We start from the raw sequence: 12,627 nt of genomic DNA on the forward strand, positions 1-12,627 counted from the left end.
AGGAGGGCGCATGAAACGCGTTGCGATCATCGGAGCGGGCATTATGGGAGTGCGCATTTGCAGGCACTTCGCACAACATGGAATTCCGGTTTCTCTAATCGACCCATCATCGGAAGCCCTTCAAAAAGCACAAGAAATCCTAAAGGACATATCACCTACGCCGCTCCTTGCGCAGGGCCTGCAAAACCTTCCCGAAGACTGGCGCTCTGCTGAGATTGTGTTCGAGGTCGTACCCGAAAGCCTCGCCCTGAAACGCCGTGTCCTGGCGGATATCGAAGCGTTCTTCGATGTTTCTACCGTCATCACGTCCAACACATCGGGGCTGAGAACCTCGGAGCTGACAGCCGGAATGGCGCATCCCGAACGCTTTCTGATTGCGCATTTTTTCAATCCGGCGGATGTGATCCCGGCCGTTGAAATCGTGCCCGGCGCAGAGACGACGGAATCCGCACTTCAGCAGGTGATCCGCCTGCTGCAAGACACTGGCAAAAAGCCCGCTCGACTTCAGGCCGACATTCCGGGCTTTATCGCCAATCGCCTGCAACATGCGCTTTTGCGTGAATGTTTCTACTTGATGGAAGCGGGCGTTGCGGATGCAGAAACCATTGATCTGATCACGCGCTATTCACTGGGCGTTCGTCTCGCCCTGATCGGCCCGCTTTTGCAAAGGGATCTGAACGGGCTGGACACACATCTGAACATCGCGGGCTATCTCTACCCGAATCTCGATGCGCGCCAGACACCCTCTGAGACCCTGTCGGACAAGGTGGCTTCAGGCGATCTCGGACGAAAATCGGGACAGGGCTTTTACAACTGGGATTCCGAGCAAAATGCCCGCATGGAACACATCGAGGCTTTGCTGCCGGAGGTAATCGCCCTATCCGCACAGACAGACACAGCCATACAGCACATGACGAAGGAGGAGTAAGACATGCCGCGTTGGGTGAACCGCCCTGAGGGGAGCAACTGGGGGGATTTTGGCCCCGATGATCAGCTTGGGACATTGAATTACATCGGCGATGCCGAACGTCTGGCCGCCGTGCAGGAAATTCAGCAGGGCCGCGCCTTCGGTCTCTCCCTGCCCTTGAACCTGCCCCATAACATGTCGCTCAACCCCCGCCGAAAACCGCCGCGGCTTGCGCCGACCTGTCTCGGCGAAACGCCTTACATCAACTACGCTCTGAACAACGTCGACCCCATGCTGCACGATGTGCTGAGCGACGATCAGGTGCTGTTATCGACCCAGTTCTCAACACAATGGGATTCTCTCGCCCATGTCGGTGCCCTGTTCGATGCCGATGGCGATGGGGTCGCCGAGCGGTGTTATTATAATGGCTTTCGTGCCGAAACCGACGTTGTCGGCGCAGGTGTGGAGGGCGGTCATGCTTCCTATGCCCGCAAGCTCTCGGTCAGCGAAATGGCGAAATCTCCCATTCAGGGCCGTGGCGTACTGATCGATTTTGTCCGGGCGTTCGGCATGGAGCGGGTCATTGTCGACCGCGCCTTGCTGGAAAAAGTCATTGCCGAGCAGAACATCGCCCTGCGCCGTGGCGATATTCTTGTGTTGCGTACCGGCTATGCGGAGGCGATCTGGGACATGAAAGACGCGCCCGACCCGGATGGGCTAGAGCGGACCGGGGCAGTTCTGGATGGCACGGACACCGCCTTGCACAGATGGATCACCGAAAGTCAGATTTCGGCCATTGCCGCAGACAATTACGCGGTCGAAAATCCGCACAGCGATCCCGCGGCCACCGGGTTCCGCTTGCCCTTGCACCATCTTTGCCTGTTCAAACTGGGGCTGCCTCTGGCCGAGCTTTGGTATCTGCGCGATTTGGCAAAAGCGCTTGCGGACGCACAGCGCAGCAGCTTCTTCCTGACCGCGCCGCCGCTTTATCTGCCAGGCGCGATCGGATCGCCGGTCACTCCTGTGGCAACCCTTTAAACTACGTTCTTAAAAACCTAGCGTGATCGGACCTGCCCTACTCCTAAAGCGTTTCTACTTAAACCTGAATCAGGGTTTGAGCAGAAACGCGGAGCAACGTCCAAGCGGAGCGGGCGTTCCGACTTTATGTGATAGATCAAGTTAAAGTCGAAACGCTTTAGTGGATTGATCGAGACAAATGGCTCTTTCTGTGGGCGAGTGGACCATGACCATGAGAATCCCTCTTACGCCCGCCGATTGCGCATCCGGCCACGCCGTAGAAGCATGTCTGGCGGTGTAAGGCATGTTTTCTGGGCGAAGACATTGATGGGCTGCTGCGGGAAAAGCCCCGTCCGCCCGACACTGACGCAGTCCGCGCTGTGGGCACAAAAATAAAAGCTTGCCGGTTCATTCTGGCAAGCTTTTGTTTTCGCATAGATTTGTGAGCCAGTTTGATCCGATAGATTTCAGACTTGCGTAGAAATTTCTACGTAAAAAACTGAAACCTCGGACTTTAGTCCGGGAAGAAGTCACCCAGCCACCTTATCGGCCTTTTCGAATACGTGAGGCGCGCGCTACCTTGAACTGCGACTTCTATTAGAAACCAATGGGTTATCTAATAAGGAGATTGTGCCATGAGTGGCTCCTACAAGCAATTGTACATCGAAGAACGGCGTGAAATCTCCCTTCCGGAGCTTCATTGCGCTGGTTTTTAGGTAGTTATTGAGACGGTCATGGCCGCATCTGGTCGCGGGTGCGGGTAAATCCAGCTCGTGGTGGGTTACGATGCCCGCCGCGTGAACTTTTGCAGCAGGGAAAAGAAATTCAGCACCTGAGGCTTGCGATTGTCGAGACGCGCGTGGGCCGTGAGGCTGGTGCCGGGATTGTGGCCTTCGTAGGGGCGATAGGTGACGCCGGAGCGCGGCGAATGCGACACGCTTTCGGGCACCACGGCCAAACCGACGCCGACGGCCACGAGAGAGATCGCGGTCTGATAATCCTGTGCGAAAATCTGGTCTTTTGGCGAAAAACCTTCCTCGGCGCAGGTGCGCAGGATGAAATCGGCAAACGACGGGCGCGGTCGGCGTGGGTAGAGCACAAAGGTCTCGTCTTTCAACGTGTGGAGCTGCACGGGCTTGGTGCTTCGGGCATGGGTGGAGCCATCGGGTAGCGCCAGAATGAGCGGTTCGCAAAACAGTTGTGCGGAGCGCAGCTCTTCGGCGCCGAACAGATGCGGGCGGGCGACCGCGATGTCGATGTCGCGTTGGATCAACGCGCGCTCAAGCTCGGCATTGTTCATGGACGACAGCGACAGATCGACATTCGGGTAATGCGAGCGAAAGGATTTGATCAGCGTCGGCAGTGGGCCGTGGGTCGCGGAGCCGACAAAGGCAATTCTGAGCCGCCCGGCGCCGCCTTGCCCGATCTGGGTGGCTTCGCGGTAGGCGCTGTCGAGATTGGCGAGAATGTCGCGGGCGCGATCCAAAAGCACCTCGCCCGCGTCGGTCAGACGCACCTGATTGCGGCTGCGGTCAAAGAGTTTGACGCCCAGCTGATCTTCGAGTGCGGCCACCTGACGCGACAGCGGCGGCTGCGCCATGCCGAGGCGCGTGGCTGCGCGGCCGAAGTGCAATTCTTCGGCCACGGCGATGAAGTATTTCAGACGTTTAAAGTCCAAGAGAGGCCCTCTGGCGGCCCCTTCAGCCCATTTTCGCGAGCGCTTCGACGAAATGCGGACGGAAGGTGGCGGGGTTTTCACTCATCGGAAAATGCCCGATCCCGTCCATCACGGCAAGGGTGGCGCCGGGGATCTGATCCGCGGTGCGTTTGGCATCTTCGGGCGTGCAGGTCATGTCGTAGGTGCCGACCATGATGTGCAGGGGTTTCTCGGTGGTGTCGATGCCGCCCAGTTTGCCGACGAGGCTGTCGTCCTTGGTGTAGAAATTCAGATCACCCCGGAACACGCCCGGTCCCGATTGCATGAACATCCATTGGGTGTTCCAGCGTTCGGCTTTCGGCCCCTGCGGCGCGATATTGGCGGACACCAAAGCGGCTCCCATTTCGCCACCATGGGCATCGGGGCGGTGGAACCAGTCGATGTCATACCACGCAGGCTGGAAATCCGAGGCCTCGATGGCGATGAAGCCCTTGAACGGCTCGGGATTGTTGAGCGCGAGTTGCAGTGCGATGCGCCCGCCCATGGAACAGCCCGCGTAGATCGGATTTTCCAGCGCCAGCGCCTCGACCAGTTTCAACACGGTCTCGACATAGACCTCGGTCGTCAAAAGATATTCCTCTTCCTCGAACCCTTCTGGCGGCAGGCTTTTGCCGTGCCACGGCATGTCAGGCGCGATGAAGCGGTAATTGGCGGTCAGTTCCGCATCGTTCATGATGTGACGCCACTGGCGGCTGTCGGCACCGGCGGTGTGAAAACAGATCACCGGTTGGCCTTGGCCCGCCTCCTCGACAAAAACGCGGTAGCTGCGGCCTTGGACCTCGATGGTCACATAGCGGCCGATGATCGGTTCATATGCAGGTTGCGCGCTCATGCTGTGGCCTCCTCTGGGCGACCAAGCGCCATGAATTCTTTGAAGAAACGCAGGTTTTTCACCAGCACGAGAATGTCGCCTTCGATCCGGCCACGCCCGGTTTTGACAAAGCCGAAGATGTCATGGAACGACGGCTCCGGGATCGGTTGCCAGAATTTGTCGAGTGCTTCGCCATCGGTGCGGATCGCAAACCGCCAGGGCGTCTGGCGGCTCGGCCCTTCGGTCACGTGCTCCAGCGCGCCACGGTGAAAGGCGAGGTAATATTCGTTGCCGTCGATCTCGATCAGGACGGTTTCGGAAAACAGCGCGCCGAGCCGCTTGAGATGCGGTTTCTCGGCCAGTTTCCGGCCCATGTCCTCAAAGCGGACACGCAGATCATGTGTCATGTTTGGTCCTCAGTCTTTGCGAGCGTATTTTTCGATCAAGTCGAGATCGGGCGTCACGCCCAGCCCCGGACCGTCCGGCAAATGCACCTCGAAATTCTCGTATTTGAGCGCGTTGCGGCAGAGATCTTCGATCAGGATTTTCGGCCCGAAATGTTCCGTGCCCCATTCGAGCGCGGGAAGCGTGGCAAAGGCATGCAAATGCGCCGCCGCCCCGACCGAGCTTTCCAACAGACAGCCCCCGTAGAGCTGTACGCCTGCCGCCTGCGCGATGCCTGCGACTTGTTTGAGCTGATGCACGCCACCGTGTTTGCACAGTTTCAGCGACAGGACGGAGCCCGCCGCGCGGGCGCAGCCGTCGAGCGCCTCTTCCAGCGTGAAGACGCCCTCATCCATCATGATCGGGATCGGTGAGCGCTCGGAAATCCGTGCCATGGCGGCCATTTGACCGGCGGGCAGGGGTTGTTCCACCAAGCTCACGCCAAGATCCGCGAGACGCGGCAGGTAGCGGATGAAATCGGCCTCGGACCAGCCTTGGTTCACATCGGCGATGATGTCCGTACCGGTCGGCAGGGCCTTTTGCAGCGCCGCCAAACGGTCCAGATCGGTTTGCGGATCGGCAAAACCCAGCTTGATCTTAAAGCGGTTGAACCAACCTTTTTCGATCATGCCCTGCGCTTCGTCGACCTCTTGGGCCGCGTCACCCGAGGCCAGCGCCCAGATGGCGGAAAAGGACGTGCGCCGCGCGCCGCCAAGAAGCACATGTGCGGGCACGCCAAGGGTTTTTCCGGTGGCATCCAAAAGCGCGGTGTCGAGCGCGGATTTTGCGGCGTAATTGCGTTTGCAGGCCCGGGCCATGTCTCCGGCGGCAGCTTCCAGCAAGCAGGCCGGTTTGCCGATCAGCGCGGGCGCCAGATAGGTGTCGATATTGGCTTTGATTGCCTCGACGCTTTCCTCGGACCAGCGCGGACCACCCAGCGTGGAGGCCTCGCCAAAGCCCTCGACGCCGTTGTCCAATGTGACGCGGACGAAAACATAGCCCTGATAGCTGATGGAGGTGTTCGACAGCTTGTGCTTGCGCCGGGTCGGGGCCTCAATGATCCAAGAGGTGACGGCGCGAATGCGCGTCGCCTCCATCAAGTCTCCAATGTGGGGCTGGCCGGTGAGTGGTTGTGCGGAAAGGGGGGTGTTCATGGCAAATCCCGGGTGCGCATTGGGGGAGAGGCACGATCTGTGCCGCTCCATTGATAGGAGGGGCCGAAACCCCAGGTGGTCTCAGATCACTCGGCGGCGACGCTTTCGATGAGCGCGTTGTCGCGGATCACGAAATCGAAGGTCATCACGAGATCTGTGTCGGCGCCCTCGGGGGCTTTGACCATCTCGCCGATGAGGTCCTCTTTCACGGCAAACACGCTGTCGTTGTCGAGATACTCGGTCGTGCTGTCATAAATCTGCGAAATCAGGGTTTTGTAGCCATCCTTCATGATCATGAAGTGTACGTGACCGGGACGCATCGGGTGGTGCCCCATGTATTTCAAAAGCTCACCGGCGGCGCCGTCATAGGGGATCGGGTAGGGCACCGGACGGATGGCGACGAATTCATATGCGCCATTCTCGTCGGTGATAAAGCGACCCCGCAGATTGAAGTCCGGCTGATCCGGGTCCTGTTGTTCGTAGAGGCCATTGGGTGCATCTTCCCAGACGTCCATGGTCACGCCCGGCACCGGGTTGCCATCGGTGTCGCGGATCGTGCCGGAGACGCGGACGGTTTCTTGGCCTTCGAAATCCTTCTGGATGATCGAGGCACCTTTCGGAAGCACCGGCGGGTTCTCGCGGTAGAACGGCCCGAGTACGGTCGAGATGGTCTCGTTATGGGTCGGTTTCTTATCGAGCATATCGGCCAGAACCTCGACTCCGATGATGTCGGATATCAGGATGAATTCGTTGCGCGCTTCGCTGGAAATATCGCCGGCGCGGCGCATCCACTCCATGGCTTCCAGCCATTCGTCATAGGTCAGATTGACCTCTTTCATGAACTCATGAACATGCTTGAGCGCGGCTTTCATGATTTCCATGTTGCGCGCCGGGATGTCCGTATCCATGGATTTGATAACGGCATCGGTGATGTTGTCGATCGTGATATTGCGCATAGTGACTCCTCCCGTCAGTAAAGCTGGCAGGGAATCTGACGGTGATCCCTCTCTTTCTCAATGCCTTGCGGGATATGTCGCAATACCTATTGGGTATTGCGATCCTTAGAAGTAAATCTCTTGGGTAAGGCAATGTGCCGCAGCCGGACGCTCAACTCTGCCGAGAGATTGGACATAAGCGGTCGGGAGCTATCGTGGAAAAGAGAGCTGGCCCCACTTTTGACCAATTTGCAGCCTGATTTTAGGTGGATCTTGGTTTCGTTTCAGACTGCCATTTTCTCAGGTTCGATCTTGGTCTCATAGACCTCTTTCGGGGTCAAGATGCCGTGGGTTGAGTGAGGCCGTTCAGCGTTATAGTAGGCCAGCCATTTCCCGATGCACGCTCTTGCCTCTGAGCTGGTTTCAAATGCGTTCAGGTAGACGCATTCGTAATTCAGCGACCGCCAAAGCCGTTCGATCATCCGGTTGTCGATCCAGCGACCCCGACCATCCATCGAGATTTTCACCCCGGCCTCGGTCAACGCGTTGGTCCATTCAAAGCCGGTGAACTGGCTGCCCTGATCGCCATTCATGATCTCTGGCGGGCCGTATTTGGCCAAAGCCTCTTTCAAGGCCTCAACACAGAAGTCTGCCTCCATGCTGTTCGACAACCGCCAGGCCAGGACCTTGCGGCTGTACCAATCCATGATGGCGACGAGACACAGGCCCCCACGCCGCCTCTTGCGCAGTAAGGAGGATCAGAAAACAGTCCGGGGGACTGTTTTCCCGACGTACACGGCGTACCCTGTGGCGGCCACACTTTTGCCCCTGCCGCTGCATGTATCGCGCCATCTGCCGCGATCCGTACCACGGCGTTTACAGGAACTGCTTGCCCCCTCTCGGCAGAGTTGTTGCACAAATCGCCTGCCGGGCAATGGATGAGGTCCATGAACCGCAGATGAACGGCGCTTCCGCCGACTGGCCGGTCATACAGACCCGACCGCGCACCCGCAGCAGCGCGCATTGCCGCCTCTGGCTCAACTCATGATCCGCGCTTACCATTTTTTGCACCAAAGATTTTGGGCGTCCCGAGCAGTTGACGCGAGGCGCTCGCCAAAAAAAACCGTTCCACGACCAACTGCCCGATCTTCGAATGCAGCTTCTCGATTTCGGCCTCAGATGGCGGACCTCATCGGATTTTCCGCGTTCAAAGGTCTGCGCCAGATTGGCAACCGCCGCGCGTTTCCAGCCGCTGATCATGTTCGGGTGAACGCCGTACTTCTTCGACAGCTCCGCGAGCCTCAGTTCCTCGCGGATCGCTTCCATTGCGACCTTCGCCTTGAAATCAGGCGAGTAGTTCTTTCTCTTTGCGACAGTACCGATCAGGCGCGATCCGCCAGACGTTTCTCAAGCACCCGATCAACGGAAAGATATCCGCCTCCGTTGAGCGCCAAGACAACGAGCAACCAAATCCACATCAAACGCTGATCCGCGATGATGGCGTCTTGGAAGCGATCAAAGGGGAGGCCGATGGCTTCTGCCCCGACGCCGTGCCCGATGATGTCGGTCAGGGTCATCACGATCACGAAGCCAATCATCGCCAAAGACGACAGCCGTGTGAAAAAGCCGATGACAATCAAGAGCGGCAGGATAAATTCGGCGAGCGTCCCAGCCCCGACGACAAGATGCGCGAAAAGCCCGAGGGCGGAGGCGTCATAGCCGACCGCTTCCATTTGCCGGGGAAAGATCTGGGCATAGGCGTTGAGGGACAGGGAAAATCCGTCGAGTTTGGTGAGGGCCGAAGACCAGAAGTAGTGCAGCAACACGGATGCGAACACGGCGCGGCCCGAGAGACCGACAAGCTCAGGAGCAATCGAAATCCGCGCGGTCTCAACACGGCGCAAAAGCGTCCAAAGCCGGTTCATGGCGGGATGCGGAGCAGAGGTGTCAGTCATGGATCAAATCTCCTTTGGAATGAGCGCGCCCACTGAGAAGAGACACGCGAATATGGCCGGGGCGTCGATTTTCGGAGGAAAGGCGCGGCCGAGCGGGACGCCTTTGCCCAGCGCGGACAGGACCTCCGCCGTGCCCATCGGGGCCGCGCAGATGCGCAACTCCAATGCGGGCCGGGCGATCAAGACCTCGCCAGTTGGAGCCTCCACCAAATCCGCCGCGCCAACATTGCGCGCCCAGATCGACAAAGCGGGATGGATCGTATGGATCACCCGGACCGCCGGATGCGGCAAGAGTTGCAACGCGTCCAAGGCCTCCGGGGAAAGACCGCTCAGGCTTTGCGGATCGAGTGGTGTGGCATCCTTGGCGTGATAGGCCTCCCGGCGCGCATATTCGAGACGCGCGACCTCCGGCAGATAGGGCAAGGCGGAGACGGGCGGGAAGTCTTGCAGCCATGCCGCAAACTCCGCGCCATAGAAGGTCATCAGCGGAGAGCTGGGCGGATGGTCGCGAATGAACTCCCGCGCCATGGCCGTGAAAAATTGCTCCCCCACCAGCTGGGCGATGACCGGAAAGCCCTCCGCCAGAGCCTCCGTCAACGAGACGGTGACATTGTTGCGGTAGACATCGAAACGCACCCCAACTGGGCCACCGCCCGGTGCAGAGGTCGCCTGCGGCGCGGGGCGCTCGGGCGTGAAAAGCGCCTCGGCAAATGCCGCCTGCCGGGTCATGCCGCCCTCCGCAGATCAAGAACCGTTCGCGCCCGCGCCGCTTCTCGCTCCAGCGTGGCGAAACCGGGGACGTCATTGTCCCATTCGATTAATGTCGGTCGCGGCCCAATCCGCGCGATGGTCCGCGCGTAAAGCGCCCAAACCGGGTCCGCGACGGGGGCTCCGTGGCTGTCGATCAAAAGCGGCGCGCCGGTCTCCGTGCTTTGCTCGTCATATCCTGCGAGGTGAATTTCACCCACATGCTCAACAGGATAGGCGTCGAGATAGGCCTCCGCCGATAGGCCGAGATTGGTCGCGGAAATAAAGACATTGTTGATGTCCAACAGCATCCCACAGCCGGTCCGCCGCGCCACTTCATGAAGGAAATCCGTCTCCGACATCGTGCTCTCGGCAAAGGCGAGATAGCTCGACGGGTTTTCCAAAAGCATCTGCCGTCCCAGAGCATTCTGCACCTCATCGACATGGGCACAGACGGTTTCGAGCGTGCGCTCAGTGTAGGGCAGCGGCAGAAGGTCGTTGTAATAGGCCCCGCCATGCGACGACCATGCAAGATGCTCGGAAAACTGCACCGGGTTGAGCCAGTCCATCAGGCTGCGCAGGCGTTTGAGATGTGCGGGATCGAGCGCGCCTTCGCCGCCGATTGAGAGGCCAACCCCATGCGCGGAAATCGGGAACCGTGCGGCAAGATCGGCCAGCATGGCGCGGCGGGGGCCACCCTCCAGCATGTAATTCTCCGCATGCACTTCGAGCCATGTGACGGCACCGGGATCTTTGAGATCATCATAATGAACGGGTTTGAAACCGATCCCTGCGGTGCAGGGCAAAGCGGGCGTATCCATAGCGGCCTCCTGTGAGGGCATTCCAATGAGGGAATTGGGCGCGCGGCGGTCAATCGCGCCGCGCGCCTGATGTGTGCAGCAACCCTGTCGGATCAGGACTTCGGCAGGTCGCGGTCGAGCGCTTCGAGGGAGCCCATGCGCGGGGAGCCGTCCATCATTGCGGGAAGTTCGATCTCTTCGCAGGTGCCAGCCGGGACAAGGGTCCATGCGTTGCCTTGGTAATCGACCTTGGACGTCCCTGCGCAAGTGGTGCCGGGACCGGCCGCGCAACCGTTTTCACCGGCCATGGCAACGCCGAAGCATTTTTCCTGCTCCGCGGCCTGTGCCGGCAGGGTCATGTGGGCCAGCCCAGCAGCAACGGCACCGGCGAGAGCGAGGGATTTGTGGTGTGCGGTCATATCTTCAATCTCCATGTAAGACGCAGATCTCATCGTCTGCACAGGAGTATTCGGAGCGCCGCCCCGCTTTGTTACGTCGCTCGCATCAGCGTGATCACTCGTGAAAGGACTGAAATATTTTCGACCCGCTGTAACACCGGGCCGCGCGCCTGCGTATACTGAGGTATGACAACGCAGGATCGCGAGATTGAAGAGTTGATGCGGCAGGGGCTTTCGGGGGACCGAAAAGCCTATGCGCAATGTTTGACGCGTCTCGCACCGCGCATGCGAGCGATGGCGCGCCGTGACCTGCCCGTCGCGCAGGCGCATGTGGTGGAGGACGTGGTGCAGGAAGCACTTCTGTCGATCCATCTCAAGCGCGGCAGCTGGGATCAAACCCGCCCGCTCCTGCCGTGGGTAAGGGTGATCATCCGGCATAAGGCGATTGATATGATGCGCTCCGTGCGGAGCAGCGCGCCCCATGAGCCGATCGAAGATCACGCGCATCTTGATGCGCCGTCGGTCGATCCTCTGGCGGGCCTGCATCTCGAACAGGCGCTCGCGCGTCTCTCGGATCGCGATGCGGCCCTTGTGCGCGGTCATGCGGTGGACGGTCTGGACGCACAGACCCTTTCCACGACATTTGATTTGGCCCCCGGCGCCCTGCGGGTCGCGCTTCACCGCGCGCTCCGACGGTTGGCGGAGGTGGCACGAAAGGACGAAGAATGGAAACCGATGAGCTGATTGCGGCCTTGGCTGCCGATGACATCCCCCCGAAACGCCCGCATCTTGCGCTGCGCGTGCTGGCGGGCGCTGTGCTGGCCTTTGCCTTGATGCTTGCGACGCTGGGCCTGCGCCCGGATTGGGCCGTGGCGGTCCAGTCCCTTCCGGTGCTGGCAAAACAGCTTGTGCCTTTGGCTCTGGCGTTTGTCGCGGGCGGATTGCTTTTCGCCAAACCATCGGAGCGGGTTCTGCCGCTGTGGCCCTTTGTGGCCTTTGGTCTGATCGTGGCCCTTGTCTGGGCGGCGATGGCGCTGTCGGGGCAAGACATCATGGGACAAACAGCATTCGCCTGCCTTGTCTCCATCCCGCTTCTCGCATTGCCCTTGGGCGCGGCTCTGTTTGCCGGGCTACGTCATCGGGTCGAACCCTTTCCGGCTCGCCACGGGTTGATTGCGGGGCTCTTTGCCGGGGCCGTCGCCACGACGATCTACGCCTTGCATTGCGACGAGGACAGCCCGGCCTTTTTCCTGCTGTGGTACAGTCTCGGCATCCTCATTTGCGGCGCGGTTGGCCGTTACGCCGGGCAGCGCTTTCTGGGCGTGTGACGTGGCTTGCAGCAGGCGGCCCATTGCAGCCACCACTAACCGACATGAGAACACCCCACCCGATGACGGATGGGGCGATACGCTTAGCGCGAATGTTTGATCTGAGCGGTCACGATCTCGTTGAGCACGGCCAAACGCTTGGCCTCCGGCTCCTGAGCGGCGGCATCCAGTGCTTCGATATCCGCTTTGAACGCATCAAAGTTCTGATCAAGCTCTTCGCCGGAAAGCGGCTGGCGTTCATGCCGATCAACAAAATTCTCGGCGCTGGTCGCGAGAAAGTAAAACGCGGCGGCGTGATCGGGTTCCGTCAACGCGCGCTCGAAGGCGGCTTTCGAGGCGGCGACATAGGCGTGAATGCCTTTGCCTTTTTCGGTGATGAGATCGAGGAGGAAGGTAAACATGAGAGTCTCCTTA

The 12,627-nt window shown here is 59.6% G+C and carries 14 protein-coding genes and 1 pseudogene; 4 read left to right on the forward strand and 11 right to left on the reverse strand.

The genetic code is table 11. From position 1 onward, the window contains the following. Positions 1-10 precede the first annotated feature (10 nt). Together ACYBHZ_RS03715 and ACYBHZ_RS03720 are read left to right on the forward strand one after the other, a co-directional pair. Positions 11-928 (forward strand): 3-hydroxyacyl-CoA dehydrogenase NAD-binding domain-containing protein, encoded by a 918-nt coding sequence (locus ACYBHZ_RS03715; RefSeq protein WP_460272847.1) that lies wholly within the window; start codon positions 11-13, stop codon positions 926-928. A gap of 3 nt (positions 929-931) precedes the next feature. Beyond that, positions 932-1,945 carry a cyclase family protein gene (locus tag ACYBHZ_RS03720; RefSeq protein ID WP_460272849.1) on the forward strand — a complete coding sequence of 338 codons (1,014 nt, stop codon included), beginning with the start codon at positions 932-934 and terminating at the stop codon, positions 1,943-1,945. A 760-nt stretch (positions 1,946-2,705) separates the two neighbouring features. On the opposite strand, the gene ACYBHZ_RS03725 is transcribed toward ACYBHZ_RS03720, so the two are convergent. The 10 genes and pseudogenes from ACYBHZ_RS03725 to ACYBHZ_RS03770 form a co-directional block, all read right to left on the reverse strand. Continuing rightward, positions 2,706-3,602, reverse strand: a complete 897-nt coding sequence (locus ACYBHZ_RS03725) for a LysR family transcriptional regulator (protein ID WP_460272850.1) — start codon at positions 3,600-3,602, stop codon at positions 2,706-2,708. 22 nt (positions 3,603-3,624) lie between these two features. Next, entirely contained in the window at positions 3,625-4,473 is an 849-nt protein-coding gene (locus tag ACYBHZ_RS03730; RefSeq protein ID WP_460272851.1) for an alpha/beta fold hydrolase, read from the reverse strand. Next, complete coding sequence (locus tag ACYBHZ_RS03735) at positions 4,470-4,859, reverse strand: hypothetical protein (RefSeq protein WP_460272852.1); 390 nt, start codon at positions 4,857-4,859, stop codon at positions 4,470-4,472. The genes ACYBHZ_RS03730 and ACYBHZ_RS03735 overlap by 4 nt, the downstream gene beginning before the upstream one ends. A gap of 9 nt (positions 4,860-4,868) precedes the next feature. Then, positions 4,869-6,050, reverse strand: coding sequence for a muconate/chloromuconate family cycloisomerase (locus tag ACYBHZ_RS03740; RefSeq protein WP_460272853.1), 1,182 nt, complete (start codon positions 6,048-6,050; stop codon positions 4,869-4,871). An 86-nt stretch (positions 6,051-6,136) separates the two neighbouring features. Then, entirely contained in the window at positions 6,137-7,006 is an 870-nt protein-coding gene (locus ACYBHZ_RS03745; RefSeq protein ID WP_460272855.1) for a dioxygenase family protein, read from the reverse strand. 263 nt (positions 7,007-7,269) lie between these two features. Next, positions 7,270-8,311: pseudogene (locus ACYBHZ_RS03750) on the reverse strand (IS3 family transposase). 56 nt (positions 8,312-8,367) lie between these two features. After that, positions 8,368-8,940, reverse strand: coding sequence for a DoxX family protein (locus ACYBHZ_RS03755; protein ID WP_460272856.1), 573 nt, complete (start codon positions 8,938-8,940; stop codon positions 8,368-8,370). Between the two features lie 3 nt (positions 8,941-8,943). Then, positions 8,944-9,669 (reverse strand): HvfC/BufC N-terminal domain-containing protein, encoded by a 726-nt coding sequence (locus tag ACYBHZ_RS03760; protein WP_460272857.1) that lies wholly within the window; start codon positions 9,667-9,669, stop codon positions 8,944-8,946. Beyond that, positions 9,666-10,508 (reverse strand): MNIO family bufferin maturase, encoded by an 843-nt coding sequence (bufB, locus tag ACYBHZ_RS03765; protein WP_460272858.1) that lies wholly within the window; start codon positions 10,506-10,508, stop codon positions 9,666-9,668. Before bufB ends, ACYBHZ_RS03760 begins: the two co-directional genes overlap by 4 nt. A gap of 92 nt (positions 10,509-10,600) precedes the next feature. Continuing rightward, positions 10,601-10,906, reverse strand: a complete 306-nt coding sequence (locus ACYBHZ_RS03770; RefSeq protein WP_460272859.1) for a BufA1 family periplasmic bufferin-type metallophore — start codon at positions 10,904-10,906, stop codon at positions 10,601-10,603. A gap of 165 nt (positions 10,907-11,071) precedes the next feature. Between ACYBHZ_RS03770 and ACYBHZ_RS03775 the strand changes: the two genes are divergently transcribed. Continuing rightward, a complete protein-coding gene (locus ACYBHZ_RS03775) occupies positions 11,072-11,629 on the forward strand; it encodes a sigma-70 family RNA polymerase sigma factor (protein WP_460272860.1) in 558 nt (185 codons plus the stop codon). Then, a complete protein-coding gene (locus ACYBHZ_RS03780; RefSeq protein ID WP_460272861.1) occupies positions 11,611-12,213 on the forward strand; it encodes an NrsF family protein in 603 nt (200 codons plus the stop codon). The genes ACYBHZ_RS03775 and ACYBHZ_RS03780 overlap by 19 nt, the downstream gene beginning before the upstream one ends. 83 nt (positions 12,214-12,296) lie before the next feature. On the opposite strand, the gene ACYBHZ_RS03785 is transcribed toward ACYBHZ_RS03780, so the two are convergent. Further along, on the reverse strand, positions 12,297-12,614 hold the full coding sequence (locus ACYBHZ_RS03785) for a hypothetical protein (RefSeq protein ID WP_460272862.1): 318 nt from the start codon (positions 12,612-12,614) through the stop codon (positions 12,297-12,299). Between the last annotated feature and the right edge of the window lie 13 nt (positions 12,615-12,627).

Source organism: Celeribacter sp. ULVN23_4 (assembly GCF_054788345.1).